Here is a 13,403-nt window from a genome sequence, read left to right on the forward strand (position 1 = left end):
GAGGGCGCCATGCGTAGCGAACAGCCGGCCGGAGTTCTCTTCGACGTCGACGGGACCCTGGTGGACACCACGTACCTGCACACCGTGAGTTGGTGGGAGGCGTTGCGTCAGACCGACCAGCCGGTGCCGATGGCGGTGGTGCACCGCTCGATCGGGATGGGTTCGGACAAGCTCCTCGACCACCTGCTCGGCCCCGAACGGGACCGGGACGCCGACGCGAAGCTGACTGACGCGCACGACACCCTGTACGCCGAGTACTGGGATCGCCTCACCCCGCTGCCCCGGGCCGCGGACCTGCTGCGCGCCTGCGCCGAGCGCGGCCTGCGGGTGGTGCTCGCCACCTCCGCCTCCGAGTCCGAGGTGGGCGCACTGCGCCGGGCGCTGGCCGCCGACGACGTGATCGACACGGTCACCTCCTCGGCGGACGCCCAGCAGAGCAAGCCGGCCCCGGACATCCTGGTCGCCGCGCTGGAGCAGTCCGGGTTGGCCGCCGAGCGGGTGGTCTTCGTCGGCGACTCGGTGTGGGACGTCGTCGCGGCCGGCAAGCTCAACATTCCGTGCGTCGGGGTGACCTGCGGCGGCACCAGCCGCGGCGAACTCGCCGGCGCCGGCGCGGTGGCGGTGTACGACGACCCGGCCGCGCTGCTCGACGAATTGGCGGACTCGCCACTGACCCGACCGCGCTGAGGATCACTCGGGTTCACCGGCACGTACGCGCATAGCCGGTGCCGTTGCGGGGCAAGGTCTGTCACCACCTGCCCGCGCCCCGCGGGTGCGGCCGAAAGGTGGTGCCGTGGAGCCGGTAGACGTGGCGTTCGCGCTTGTGGGCCTGGGCGCTCTGCTCGCGGGCATCCTGCCCCGGGTCCTGGAGCAGCGTCCGCTGTCCATGCCGATCGCCTTCCTCGCCCTCGGCATGCTGGTGTTCCTGCTGCCGGTCGGGCTGCCGACACCGGACCCGCTGGCCCACCCGGAGCTGACCACCCATCTCACCGAGATCGGCGTGATCGTTGCGCTGATGGGCGCCGGGCTCAAGATCGACCGACCGTTGAGTTGGCAGCGGTGGTCGTCCACCTGGCGGCTGCTGGCCATCGCCATGCCCCTGTGCATCGCGGCGGTGACCCTGCTCGGCTGGTGGTGGGCGGGCCTGGTGCCGGCCGCCGCCCTGTTGTTGGGCGCCGCGCTGGCCCCGACCGATCCGGTGCTCGCCGCCGACGTGCAGGTCGGCGAGCCGACGGACGTGGAGGACTCCGAGGACGAAGTCCGCTTCGCGTTGACCTCGGAAGCCGGCCTCAACGACGGGCTGGCGTTCCCGTTCGTCTACGCCGCCATCGCCATCGCCTCGACCAGCCTCGCCCCGGGCGACTGGATGGCCGAGTGGTTCACCGTCGACGTGCTCTGGAAGGTGGGCGTCGGGGTCGGCGGTGGGCTGCTGATCGGCTGGTTGCTCGGCAAGCTGTTCTTCCGCGCGCCCAGTGAGCTGCGGCTGGCCCGGCACGCCGAGGGCTTCCTGGCGCTGGCCGCCACGTTCCTGGCGTACGGGCTGGTCGAGGTCGTCGGCGGGTACGGCTTCCTGGCGGTGTTCGTGGCCGCGCGGGCCATCCGGGCCGCCGAGCGGACCCACCAGTTCCACTCGGTGCTGCACGACTTCGCCGAGCAGGTCGAACGGCTGCTCACCCTGGTGCTGTTGCTGCTGCTCGGCGGCGCGATCGTGGGTGGTCTGCTGGCGCCGCTGACCTGGCCGGCGGCCGCCGTCGGGTTGGCGCTGGTGTTCCTGATCCGGCCGCTGTTCGGCTGGTTGTCGCTGCGGGGCGCGCCGGGGCGACCGGCCGAGCACTGGGTGATCTCGTTGTTCGGCATCCGCGGTGTCGGCTCGTTCTACTACCTCGCGTACGCCACCACGAAGGCGGACTTCCCGCAGGCCGAGCTGCTGTGGGCGACCGTCGGGCTGGTGGTGCTCGTGTCCGTGGTGGTGCACGGCATCACGGCGACCCCGGTCATGCAGCTGCTCGACCGGGAGGGCGAACGCACCTCCGACCCGGCCGAGCGGGACGCCGACGCCCGGCCGGTCGCCGCAGCCGGCCACTCCTGAACGAACAGGTCAGGCCAGGCGGGCGGCGATGGCGCGGCCCAGGTCCCGACCGGAGCGCCAGGCACTCTGCACCCGAGGTTTGCCGAACGCGTCGCCGGCCAGGCCGATCCCGTCGGCATCCAGGTGGTAGGTGGCACCGGTGGCACCGCTTGAAGGCTTCGCGTACGTCCAACGGTGCACCCGCACGTCGACGGCCTGTTCGGGCAACCCCAACAGGTCCCGGACGGCCTGCTCGACGGCCGGGGCGGCACCGGTGGGCTGGGCCAGGTGCCCGGCGGCGAATTCCGGCACCGTGTGCGCGACGAGCACCGGAGCGCCGTCACCGCGCCGGTCGCCGTCGTCGCAGACGAGATTGACGACGGGATGGCCGTTGACGAACGCGCCGCGGAAGTCCGGCCACCGCCGGGTCGGGAAGCGCAGCACCACGGCCAGGGACGGTGACCAGCGTTGTGCCTGCACGGCGCGGGTGGCGTCGGTCAGCGCCGGGTCGAGCAGCAGGGCGGCCTGCGGACCGGGCATGGCCAGCGCGACCGCGGCGCACGGTTCGCCGTCCACGGCCGGGCCGGGCTCCACGCCGAGCACCAGCCGATCCACGGTCACCGGCACCTCGCTGGCCAGGTGTTCGACAAGCGAACGCAGCCCACGCGGGGCGGCGAAGCGCATCGGACCGGGCACGTCGTGGCGCCCGTTCTCGTCGTACGCCTGGAAGGTGTCGGTCCACTCCCGGACCAGACCGGCGGCGCGCCACTGCTCGGTGACGGCGACGAAGTCCGGGTCGGTGGCGGTGAAGTACGCCGCCCCGATGTCCGCGGGTCGTCCCTCGAAGCGCTTGCTGGCCATGCGGCCACCGCAGACGTGCCCTCGCTCCCGGACCCGCACCGGCACCCCGGCCCGTGTCAACTCCACCGCACAGGCCACCCCGGCGATGCCCGCCCCGACCACCACCACACCCGACCGGTCCACGCTCATTCGATGATCGTAGGTGGCGGTGTTCGGGCATGAACCACCGATGACCTGGGTACTGGCACAACTGTTCGAAAGAAAGGGTGATGAGTGATGACGGACCGCCGCACCGAGCAGGCCGACCAGAACGCCGCGATCAAGGACCCGGACGAGTGGGTCACCGGTGACGAGCCGCCGACCGCCGCCCAGGAGTCCTACCTGGGCACGCTGGCTCGGGAGGCCCACGCGGATCTCCCGGACGACCTGACCAAGGCCGAGGCCTCCAAGCGCATCGACGAGCTCCAGGCCAAGACCGGCCGAGGCCAGTAACCCCGGGTTGCGGGGGCGGTCAGGGACGGGGCAGGGCGTGCAGGCGCACCTCGGTCAGGCTGCCCCCGTGTACCTCGGCGGTGAGGTAGGTGGCGTGGGGTTGGGAACGCCGGTCGGTGGGCGAGCCGGGGTTGAGCAGGCGCAGACCACCGGGCGCCTCGGTGTCCCAGGGGATGTGCGAGTGCCCGAAGACCAGCACGTCGACATCGGGAAACCGGGCCGCACACCGCTTCTCCCGACCGGTGCGTGGCCCGGTCTCGTGCACCACGGCGACGCACAGGCCGTCGAGGTCGACCCGGGCCACCTCCGGCAGCCGGGCGCGCAGCACCGGCCCGTCGTTGTTGCCGTACACCCCGACCAGCCGGCGCGACCGCGCGGTCATCGCGTCGAGCAGCGCCGCGTCCACCCAGTCACCGGCGTGCACCACCACGTCCGCGGCCTCGATCGGCGCCCAGAGCGGGTCGGGCAGGTCCCGGGCCCGCTTCGGTACGTGGGTGTCCGCCGTGAGCACCAACCGCATCCGGCCATTCTCCCGCGTGCCCCGACGACCCGCCCGGCTAACGACCCGTCGGGGTGAAGTACGCCGGGGGCATCCCGCACTCGCGCAACGTCGGGTTCCGCTCGACGTCGGTGAGCACTCCGGCGGCATTGATCAGGCCGATGTGCGAGAACGCCTGCGGGAAGTTGCCCAACTGCTCCCCGGTCTGTTGATTGATCTGCTCGGCGAACAGGCCCAGGTCGTTGACCCGACCAGCCAGATCGCGAAACAACTCGTGCGCCCGGTCCCGCTCGCCGGCCAACGCCAGGCAACTCACCAGCCAGAACGAACAGATGACGAAGCCCGCCGGGTCACCGTCCCAGCGCCGCAGCAGGCCGTCGTGCGACAGCCCCCGTTCCACCGCGCGGACCGTCGCGCGCATCCGCGGGTCGTCGGCCCGCAGGAAACCCACCAGCGGCATCACCAGCACGGACGCGTCCAGCTCGTCGGAGTCGAAGATCCCGGTGTACGACTGGAGCCGGTCGCTCCACCCCCGCGTGAGGATCGCCGCGCGCACCTCGTCCCGGGCCGCCGTCCAGCGGGCCAGGTCCTGCGGCTCGCCGAGCTGGTCGCCGAAGCGGACCGCCCGGTCCAGGGCGACCCAGCACTCCACCTTCGAGGACACGTGGTGGTGTTGGACGCCTCGCTCCTCCCACATCCCCGCGTCGGGCTGTCTCCAGTCCTGCTCGGCCTGGTCGGCGAGCACCCGGAGCAAGTGGTAGACCTCCGGGTCGAACGGCTCCAACTGGTCCCGCATCAGCCAGGCGGCGTCCATGGCCGCGCCGTAGATGTCGTTCTGCCGCTGCCGCCACGCGTCGTTACCGGTCACCACCGGCGGGCTGTGGCGGTATCCGCCGAGTTGGTCGAGCCGGTGTTCGGTGAGGTCCCGCTCCCCCAGCACCCCGTACATGATGGGTACCGGCTGGTCGTCGATCCGGCCCATGGCCCGCCCCAACCAGGCGAACTGTCGCCGCACCTCGTCGAAGCACGCCGACCGCCACAGTGCCCGCAGGGTGTGGCTGAAGTCGCGCACCCAGACGTAGCGGTAGTCGTAGTTGCGGTCTCCGCCGAGCTCCTCCGGCAGCGAGGTGGTCACCGAGGCCACCACGGCGCCACTGGGCCGGTACGTCATGCCCTGTATAACCAGCCCGCTGCGCCGCACCTCCTCGGCGTAGAGGCCCTCGTAGTGGTGCTCGTCGGCCCAGGACTGCCAACCGGCGACGGTGTCGGCGATCGTCTGGTCGGCGTCCGGCACCTCCGGCAGGGGGGCGTCGTAGGTCGGGGCGTACCCGAGGGTGAAGTTGTGGGTCGCGCCGGCGCGGACGGTGAACGTCGCCGTGGCATCGCCGTCCTCGCCGCACGTCAACCGCACGCTGCTGCGGAAGGTGAGCCGCGCGGCCCCGGCGATGGCTTCGAGCATGTCCGCGCGCTCGACCAGGTACGCGATGGTGCGCCCGTACTCGAAGCGCGGCCGGTAGTGCACCCGCATTGGCACCGCGCCGGTGAGCCCCTGCACGCTGCGGACCAGCACCTGCGGGGAGCGCATCCCGATGTCGTGACCACGGCTGCCGGGCTCGAAGGCGAGCGCGTCGGTGAGCGCGACGTCCCCCTGCGCGGTGCGGAAGACGGTCCGCAGCACGAGGGTGTTGTCGAGGTAGCAACGTTCGACTGTGAAATCGGCCTCCGGCCGGATCGACCAGTGTCCAGCGCCCTCGTCGAGCAGCCGGCCGAACACCGACGGGGCGTCGAACCGCCCCGGGCACCACCAGTTAACCGAGCCCAGGGAGTCCACCAGCGCCGCGCTGCGTCCGTCGGCGAGAAACCCGTAGTCGCTGATCTGTCCGTTCTCCACCCGCCTGGCTACCCGGGCCGCCCGCCCCCATTCCTCCGAGCCGGGGACGGCACTCCGCGTGCTGGCCGGCGTTACCGCTCGGCACGGGCGGGAACCCGGAGGGCTGACGAGGGAGGATGCTCATGACGTCAGCTTCGGGGCCGACCGCCGCGTGGCGGCCCGGCACACAGGATGACGACCTGCTTCCAACCGGGCCGGCCGGCCGCCTGTCGACACCGGGTGGTGACGGCCACGGGCCGGAGACCGGCGCGCCGACCGTGACGATCGGCTCGTACCCGGACTATCCGGCTGCACAGCGGGTCGTCGACTATCTGGCCGACAATCGCTTTCCGGTGGAGCACACCGCCATCGTCGGCACCAACCTCACCCTGGTGGAGACGGTGCTCGGGCGGATGACCACCGGTCGAGCCGCACTGCTCGGCGCCGGCACCGGCGCCTGGTTCGGACTCTTCATCGGCCTGCTGTTCGGCATCTTCACCGTCGGCAACTGGCTGGCGGTGATCCTGGTCGGGCTGGTCATCGGCGCGATCTGGGGTGCCGTGTTCGGTGCGGTCGCGCACGCGATGACGGGCGGGCAGCGGGACTTCACCTCGGCCAGCTCGCTACGCGCCGGCCAGTACGCGGTGACCGTCGACGCGCAGCTCGCCGACCAGGCCCGACAGCTGATGGGTCGGATGCAGATGCCCGGCGGGGCCGCCAACCGCTGAGCGACGATCGACCGGCCGCCCGTCCCGGCACCATCCGGGGCGGGCGGCCGTTCAGTCGTGGTACGCCAGCTCGCCGGCGCGGATCTCGACCTCGACCCGGTTCTCCGGCGGCGCCAGGGGGCACGCCCAGCGGTCGTCGTACGCGCAGCTGGGGTTGTAGAGGTAGTTGGCATCCAGTCGGACCCGGTCGCCGGGCAGCAGCTCGACGCCTCGACCGAAGGTGCCCTTCACCGTGTCGGTGAGGTAGCGGCCTCCCCCGTAGGTCTCCCGCCCGCAGGTGCCGTCGCGCAGCGGCACGAACAGCCCGCCGCCGTACGCCTCGATCCACCACAGGGTCAGCGGCCCCCACGGCGTCTCGGCCACCGCCACCCGCCGGTACGCGACCACTCCGTCCGGGCCTCCGGTGTCGATCCGCAGCTCGCCGCCGGCCGACCGTAGGGGTGCCTCGACCACGGCCTCCGGGTTGGGCGGGAAGTAGCGCACCCCGGCGAAGCCCGGCCGTTCCGCCGCGGGGATCGGGCTCTGCGAGTGGGTGGCGAACAGGTCGTCGCGGCCGGCCCGGAACCCGGTCAGGTCGGCGTCGGACAGGTACAGCCGGGCCACCCGCTCCCGCCAGTCGGCCAGTTCCAGTTGATCCACGTGTCCGAGCCTAGGCCGTCGCGGTGGGGCAGCTCAGCGCGACGGCCAGTTGCTCAGAACCGCGTCGAGGGCGTCCAGGGTGCGCGACCACGAGTCGTCCGTCGCCCGCGGGGTGTGCCGGAAGCCGCCGGTGCGCTCCAGGCTGACGAACCCGTGGAACGTGCTGTGCATCATCCGGACGGCGTCGGTCTGGTCGGGCTCGACGAGCCGGTAGCCACGCAGGATCGCCCGGGTCATCTCGGCGTGTCGGACGCCCGCGCTCGCCGCGGCGGTCTCCGGGTCCAGGTCGATCTGCATGGCGGCGTACCGGCCCGGGTGCTGTGTCGCGTAGTCCCGGTAGGCGTTGGCGAAGGCCACCAGCGCGTCCTTGCCGGCGCGGCCGGCGAGCGCGGCGCCCACCCGGTCGGCCAGTTCCGCCAGCGCCAGCAGGGCGATGCGGACCCGCAGGTCCTGTGCGTTCCTGAGGTGGAAGTACAGGCTCGCGTCCTTCACCCCGAAACGGCGGGCGAGCGCGGCGACTGTCACGTTGTCCACGCCCACCTCGTCGGCCAGCTCGGCCCCGGCCAGCGTCAGCCGTTCGACGGTCACCCCGGCACGTGGCATGCAGCACTCTCCCAACCTAGCCATAATATTCGCTTGCCTAGGAGAGCTAGGCTACTACCTATGTTAGTCCTGACCGAATCCGCCATCCGCGCGTCCTTCGTCAACTGCAGCCGGGGCGAGGCGAAGCGGCTCACCGTACCCAACGATCTTGCGATGCGTCCCTGGGACGACCTCGACTTCCTCGGCTGGCGGGACCCCTCCGCTCCGCAGCGGGCCTATCTGGTCGCCGAGACCGACGGCAAGCTGGCCGGGGTGGTGCTGCGGGCCGCGAAGCACCAGATGGGGCGCGTGCGGCACAGCATGTGCTCGTTCTGCCTGACCACGCACCTCGGCGGCGGCGTCTCGCTGATGACCGCCCCCAAGGCCGGTCCGAGCGGACGGCAGGGTGACTCCGTGGGCACGTACCTGTGCTCGGACCTGGCCTGTTCGCTGTATCTGCGCGGGAAGAAGCACGCCGGGCCTCCCGCGCCCGAGCCACTGCCCCTGCCGGAGCGGATCGAGCGCGTCCAGACCGCCCTCGCGACCTTCCTCCGCAAGGTCACCGAGTGACGGCTCGGCGCGACCGGGCCGAAACGTGTGCGGACCCCGACTACCTGTCGGTCGACAGACGGGCGTGCAGGTGCTCGTCGTAGCGGCGGCCGTCACCGTAGCGGTACGACTCGCGCAGCGTGCCCTCGGCGGGGTAGCCGGCGCGCTCGGCGACCCGGCAGGACGCCGGGTTGGCCACCGCGTGACACAGCTCCAACCGGTGCAACCGCAGGTCGCTGAACGCCCAGTCGGTGAGCCGGACGACGGCCCGCACCGCCACCTGCCGCCCGCGCGCCGCCGGCGCCGTCCAGTAACCGATGGACGCGTCGCCGTGGTGGATGCTGTGCAGCGACACCGAGCCCAGCAGCTTCCCGTCGGCCGCCGAGGCCACCGCCAGAGAGACGTGGTCACCGGCGGACCAGTCGGCCCGGCGGCGGACCCAGAGCAGCGCGGCCTGATCGTCGATCGGGCCGCCACCCTGCGGGTTCCACTGGGCGATGGCCGGATCGAGCAGGGCTTCGCGCACCGCCGGCGCGTCCTCGTCTCGCCAGGGGCGCAGCAGCAGGTCGGCGGTGGTGAGCTCCAGGTGTTCCACGAGGCCGGAGTCTGGCACATCGCGCCGCCGTCGCACCGCTGATTTTGCATCCACTTCCTTCAAGTTTGCAGAAACCGGCGGCTCGGCGGCCCGAACGTGACCCAGGCAACGCTCAACAGCAGTAGTTAAATTTTGAACAAGTGCTATCGTCGTGGTCATGACTGAGAGCCTGGGCCGCACCCGAGAGGCCGCCTGGCGCACCTACATCGAGGCCAGCCAGCGTCTCTACACCCAGTTGGAAGAGGATCTGCGCGCCGACAGCGAGCTGACCTTCGCCGACTACCACGTGCTGGTCCTGCTCTCCGAGGCACCGGGGCAACGGCTGCGGATGGGCGAGTTGGCCAACCGGCTGATCTTCTCGCCCAGCCGACTGACGTACCAGATCTCCTCCATGCAGCGCCGCGGCCTGGTCAGCAAGGAACCCTGCCCGGACGACCGACGCGGCAGCGAGGCGGTGCTCACCGCCGCCGGGCTGCTCGCCCTGTCCGAAGCCGCACCGCACCACCTGGCGTCGGTTCGCGCCCACCTCATGGACGACCTCGACGACGCCGAGGTCGCCTGCCTCACCCGGGTCTTCGACCGGCTCGGCCGCCGCCTGCGCGCGGCCCGGACCGCCTCGTCCACCCACGCCACCCGTTAAGGAGCCTCCGATGCCCGCGATCACCGTCGACAACGTCGTTGTCCTGCCGCGCCTGCCCCACCTCGGCGAGAGCACCGCATTCCGCAAGGTCCGCACGGTGACCACCGCGCCCAGCGGCTTCGAGGGTGAGGGCTTCCCGGTCCGTCGCGCCTTCGCCGGGGTGTCGACCACCGACCTGGACCCGTTCATCCACCTCGACCAGATGGGCGAGGTGGACTACGCGCCGGGCGAGCCCAAGGGCACCCCGTGGCACCCGCACCGCGGCTTCGAGACCGTCACGTACATCATCGACGGCATCTTCGACCACCAGGACTCCAACGGCGGTGGCGGCACCATCACCGACGGCGACACGCAGTGGATGACGGCGGGCAGCGGCCTGCTGCACATCGAGGCGCCGCCGGAGCACCTGGTGATGAGCGGTGGGCTCTTCCACGGCACCCAGCTCTGGGTCAACCTGCCCCGCTCGGCCAAGATGAACCCGCCCCGCTACCAGGACATCCGGGGCCGGCAGTCGGCGCTGCTCACCACGCCCGACGGCGGCGCGCTGATCCGCGTCATCGCCGGTGAGATCGCCGGGCACCGCGGCCCGGGGTCGACCTTCACGCCGATCACCATCACCCACGTCACGGTGCAGCCCGGGGCGCAGGTCGACCTGCCCTGGCAGCCCGACTTCAACGCCCTGGTGTACGTGCTCGGCGGTCGCGGCACGGTCGGCACCGAGCGGCGGCCGGTCCGCACCGGTCAGCTCGCGGTGCACGGCCCGGGCGACGCGCTGCGCTTCGGCGCGGACACCGCGCAGGACAGCAACACCCCGGCGCTGGATCTCTACATCATGGGTGGCAAGCCGATCCGGGAGCCGGTGGCGCAGTACGGCCCGTTCGTGATGAACACCCGCGACGAACTGCTCCAGGCGTTCGACGACTTCAAGGCCGGTCGACTCGGCGTAATCCCCACCGAGCGGCTGCCGCACACCGGCGGCCAGGGCGCCCGGCCCTGACCCTTCGTCGGCACTGAGGTCGGCGCCGGCGCCCCCGGTTCACCACGGGCGCGCCGGCGCCGCCTCAGGAGACCGCAAAAATCCCAGCCACACCAAGAATCACCATCACCAACACCGCTACCAGCGCACCCCGTTCGCTCTCCACCGCCGGCTCGCGGTACTCGGTCACGGGGTTCGTTGTGTCGCGGGGCATGGTGTGGCCTCCTCGGCTGTTGTCGCGTCGCTGCGATGGCGTTGGCCAGGTCACCGGTCTGCCGGGCTGGCGTGCGGACCCGCGTCGGGGGTCCTACCGTGAGGACGTTGCCGACCTCCAGGGGGGCTGGACGTTGCCGTCGCAGGACTGGTTCCTCACCGCGCAGGAACGCGCCAACCCGGTGTCTGGGTTACCCGTCTGGACCAGGGGAAACCTCGCTGAGCCGCTGATTCACGGTGCCGCCTACTTCGACCGGCTGGTCGACGAGGTGGAGGCACTGGGGCCTGGCGACCACCTGTTCTTCACCGACTGGCGCGGTGACCCGGACGAGCGGCTGCGTCCCGACGGCCCGACCGTGGCCCAACTCTTCGCCCAGGCCGCCCAGCGCGGCGTGGTGGTCAAGGGACTGATCTGGCGCTCGCACCTCGACGTCCTCGCCTACAGCGAGGCGGAAAACCGCGACCTCAGCGAGACGATCTCCGCGGCCGGTGGCGAGGTGCTGCTCGACCAGCGGGTCCGCCGTGGCGGCTCGCACCACCAGAAGCTCGTGGTGCTGCGGCACCTGGACGCACCCGAACGGGACGTCGCGTTCGCCGGCGGAATCGACCTGTGCCACAGCCGGCGCGACGACGCCGCTCACCACGGTGATCCGCAGCCGGTCCAGATGTCCCCCCGGTACGGCCCCAACCCGCCCTGGCACGACGTCCAGCTCGCGGTGCGGGGCCCGGTGGTCGGTGCGCTGGACACGCTGTTCCGGGAACGCTGGACCGACCCGATGCCGCTGGACTCGGAGAACCCGATGGCCTACCTGCGGGACCGGTTGCGCGGCGCGGACCTGCGGCCGGATCCGCTGCCCGAGCAACCCGCCGACCCGCCCGAATGTGGTCCCCACCAGATTCAGGTGCTGCGCACCTACCCCGCCGTCCGCCCGCGTTACTCGTTCGCGCCCGACGGCGAGCGGACCGTGGCCCGGGGTTACACCAAGGCGGTACGTCGCGCCCGCCGACTCATCTACCTGGAGGACCAGTACCTGTGGTCGGCCGAGGTGGCGGACCTGTTCGCGCACGCGCTGCGGGACAACCCGGAGCTGCACCTGATCGCCGTGGTGCCCCGACACCCGGACGTGGACGGCAGGTTCGCGCTGCCACCGAACATGGTCGGCCGCGAGCAGGCGCTGTCGCTGTGCGAACGGGCCGCACCGGACCGGGTGCACGTGTTCGACGTGGAGAACCACGCCGGCGATCCGGTCTACGTGCACGCCAAGGTGTGCGTGGTGGACGACGTCTGGGCCAGCGTCGGCAGCGACAACTTCAACCGCCGGTCCTGGACGCACGACAGCGAGTTGTCCTGCGCGGTGCTCGACGACACCCGCGACGAGCGGGCGCCCACCGACCCGGCGGGCCAGGGCGACGGCGCGCGGGCCTTCGCCCGGGACCTGCGACTACGGCTCTGGCGTGAGCACCTCGACCGGGATCCGGACGGCGCGGACGACGCCGACCTGCTCGACCCGGCGGACGCCGTGGCGGCTGTCACGGCCGCCGCCGACGCGCTGCAACGCTGGTACGACGACGGCCAGGTGGGCGAGCGACCGCCCGGCCGACTGCGCCCGCACCGCCCCGAGCGGCTGCCGTGGTACACCCGCGCCTGGGCACTGCCGGTGTACCGGCTGGTCTACGACCCGGACGGCAGGCCGCTGCGGGCGAGGCTGGCCGGCACCTGGTGAGTCGACCGGAGCGGCTCCGCCGCGGCGGCGACCGAATGCACGCTCAACCCACCGGGGTAGGCGAATGAGGAGCGCGGCGAGTAGTAGCCGAAGCCGATGGTCAGCGGATTGGCCGGGCGGAGCGCGTACATCGGATGCCCCGGCTGGAGGAACTCCACCGACTCGATCTCGAACGGGGCCACCGGTTCGGCGACGAAGGGGTAGACCGAGCTGAGGAGCTGGCCGTCGCGGCGGGTGAAGTAGCGGTGGTGACCGCTGCTGATCGCGTGGCCGGTCTCCCCCACCCGGCACCGTGCCCGGATCAACGTCGTCCCGTCGATGTCCGTCTCGGAGAGCAGGGCCTCGCCGCGCACCTCGATCCGGGTCCGGCCGGTCAACACCGGGGCGCCGCGGGCGGCCGCGTACTCACGGACCACGGTGCTGGAGGCCACGTAGGTGGTCCACCAGCCGCCCGGGTTGAGCCCACCGGGCGCGTCGACGCCGAGGAGCGAGACGCCGAGATAGGTGAGCGAGTACGCGCCGAAGCCGGAGGTCTGCGTCTCGTCCTCGACGATGTACTGGTTGAGGAACACCTGGTGGTCGGGGCGCGGGCACAGGCCCGGTGGGACCAGTGCGGCGACGGCGTCCGGGTCGGCCGGGATCCAGCTGAAGTAGAGCGTGCGACTGTTCACGACGAGCTGGGGAGCGGCTGGATCGAGCACGGTGCCTCCGAACCGGGTGTGTACACGCGACGCTACGGCCGGTCCCACCGGCGGGACAACGACGGATAGTCGACACTTCTGTTCACCTGTCGGATTCCATGTTGACCACACGACTGATGCGGTGGCTCCATCCGGCCGGGGTCGGCCGGGCCGAGCGGCTGAGCGGGGCCCCGGATGGGTAAGTGTGATCACAACTCCCTCAAACCGCGCCCTATTTGTACCTTTTGTCACAGGAAACGCCTTAAGTGCATCAGCCTTTCGGCTAGATTTCGGGGAGACGATCAGGCTAAGGTGAGTCCCGAACGGCCCATTGAAAGCTAAACCAA

General features: G+C 71.6%; 15 protein-coding genes. 8 read left to right on the forward strand and 7 right to left on the reverse strand.

The genetic code is table 11. From position 1 onward, the window contains the following. Positions 1-9 precede the first annotated feature (9 nt). Positions 10-687 (forward strand): HAD family hydrolase, encoded by a 678-nt coding sequence (locus AB0A90_RS12105; RefSeq protein ID WP_357245478.1) that lies wholly within the window; start codon positions 10-12, stop codon positions 685-687. Between the two features lie 106 nt (positions 688-793). Beyond that, the gene (locus AB0A90_RS12110) at positions 794-2,089 is read left to right on the forward strand and encodes a cation:proton antiporter (RefSeq protein ID WP_357245481.1); all 1,296 of its coding nucleotides are present in this window, start codon (positions 794-796) and stop codon (positions 2,087-2,089) included. A gap of 9 nt (positions 2,090-2,098) precedes the next feature. Here AB0A90_RS12110 and AB0A90_RS12115 read toward each other — a convergent pair whose 3' ends face one another. Then, the gene (locus tag AB0A90_RS12115) at positions 2,099-3,037 is read right to left on the reverse strand and encodes an FAD-dependent oxidoreductase (RefSeq protein WP_357246165.1); all 939 of its coding nucleotides are present in this window, start codon (positions 3,035-3,037) and stop codon (positions 2,099-2,101) included. Positions 3,038-3,145: 108 nt separating this feature from the next. On the opposite strand from AB0A90_RS12115, the gene AB0A90_RS12120 reads away from it, so the two are divergent. Further along, positions 3,146-3,361 carry a DUF3072 domain-containing protein gene (locus AB0A90_RS12120; RefSeq protein WP_357245484.1) on the forward strand — a complete coding sequence of 72 codons (216 nt, stop codon included), beginning with the start codon at positions 3,146-3,148 and terminating at the stop codon, positions 3,359-3,361. A gap of 19 nt (positions 3,362-3,380) precedes the next feature. On the opposite strand, the gene AB0A90_RS12125 is transcribed toward AB0A90_RS12120, so the two are convergent. Further along, complete coding sequence (locus tag AB0A90_RS12125; protein WP_357245487.1) at positions 3,381-3,881, reverse strand: YfcE family phosphodiesterase; 501 nt, start codon at positions 3,879-3,881, stop codon at positions 3,381-3,383. A 37-nt stretch (positions 3,882-3,918) separates the two neighbouring features. Next, positions 3,919-5,751, reverse strand: coding sequence for a glycoside hydrolase family 15 protein (locus tag AB0A90_RS12130; protein ID WP_357245490.1), 1,833 nt, complete (start codon positions 5,749-5,751; stop codon positions 3,919-3,921). Between the two features lie 122 nt (positions 5,752-5,873). Between AB0A90_RS12130 and AB0A90_RS12135 the strand changes: the two genes are divergently transcribed. Then, positions 5,874-6,458, forward strand: coding sequence for a general stress protein (locus AB0A90_RS12135; protein WP_357245493.1), 585 nt, complete (start codon positions 5,874-5,876; stop codon positions 6,456-6,458). 51 nt (positions 6,459-6,509) lie between these two features. On the opposite strand, the gene AB0A90_RS12140 is transcribed toward AB0A90_RS12135, so the two are convergent. Both AB0A90_RS12140 and AB0A90_RS12145 read right to left on the reverse strand, forming a co-directional pair. Beyond that, complete coding sequence (locus AB0A90_RS12140; protein ID WP_357245496.1) at positions 6,510-7,097, reverse strand: DUF1684 domain-containing protein; 588 nt, start codon at positions 7,095-7,097, stop codon at positions 6,510-6,512. A gap of 33 nt (positions 7,098-7,130) precedes the next feature. Next, the gene (locus tag AB0A90_RS12145) at positions 7,131-7,700 is read right to left on the reverse strand and encodes a TetR/AcrR family transcriptional regulator (protein ID WP_357245499.1); all 570 of its coding nucleotides are present in this window, start codon (positions 7,698-7,700) and stop codon (positions 7,131-7,133) included. A 60-nt stretch (positions 7,701-7,760) separates the two neighbouring features. Here AB0A90_RS12145 and AB0A90_RS12150 point away from each other — a divergent pair, with 60 nt between their 5' ends. Beyond that, on the forward strand, positions 7,761-8,249 hold the full coding sequence (locus AB0A90_RS12150) for an FBP domain-containing protein (RefSeq protein WP_357245501.1): 489 nt from the start codon (positions 7,761-7,763) through the stop codon (positions 8,247-8,249). Positions 8,250-8,289: 40 nt separating this feature from the next. On the opposite strand, the gene AB0A90_RS12155 is transcribed toward AB0A90_RS12150, so the two are convergent. Continuing rightward, positions 8,290-8,823, reverse strand: coding sequence for a GNAT family N-acetyltransferase (locus AB0A90_RS12155; protein ID WP_357245504.1), 534 nt, complete (start codon positions 8,821-8,823; stop codon positions 8,290-8,292). Positions 8,824-8,980: 157 nt separating this feature from the next. On the opposite strand from AB0A90_RS12155, the gene AB0A90_RS12160 reads away from it, so the two are divergent. The 3 genes from AB0A90_RS12160 (at position 8,981) to AB0A90_RS12170 (ending at position 12,376) form a co-directional block, all read left to right on the forward strand. Then, positions 8,981-9,463, forward strand: coding sequence for a MarR family transcriptional regulator (locus tag AB0A90_RS12160; RefSeq protein ID WP_357245507.1), 483 nt, complete (start codon positions 8,981-8,983; stop codon positions 9,461-9,463). A 10-nt stretch (positions 9,464-9,473) separates the two neighbouring features. After that, entirely contained in the window at positions 9,474-10,460 is a 987-nt protein-coding gene (locus tag AB0A90_RS12165) for a pirin family protein (RefSeq protein WP_357245510.1), read from the forward strand. Between the two features lie 326 nt (positions 10,461-10,786). After that, the gene (locus AB0A90_RS12170) at positions 10,787-12,376 is read left to right on the forward strand and encodes a phospholipase D-like domain-containing protein (protein WP_357245512.1); all 1,590 of its coding nucleotides are present in this window, start codon (positions 10,787-10,789) and stop codon (positions 12,374-12,376) included. Here the strand turns inward: AB0A90_RS12170 and AB0A90_RS12175 are convergent. Continuing rightward, complete coding sequence (locus AB0A90_RS12175) at positions 12,325-13,077, reverse strand: hypothetical protein (RefSeq protein WP_357245514.1); 753 nt, start codon at positions 13,075-13,077, stop codon at positions 12,325-12,327. The genes AB0A90_RS12170 and AB0A90_RS12175 overlap by 52 nt on opposite strands. Positions 13,078-13,403: the final 326 nt, after the last annotated feature.

This window comes from Micromonospora sp. NPDC049204, from assembly GCF_040647935.1.
Lineage (GTDB): Bacteria > Actinomycetota > Actinomycetes > Mycobacteriales > Micromonosporaceae > Micromonospora.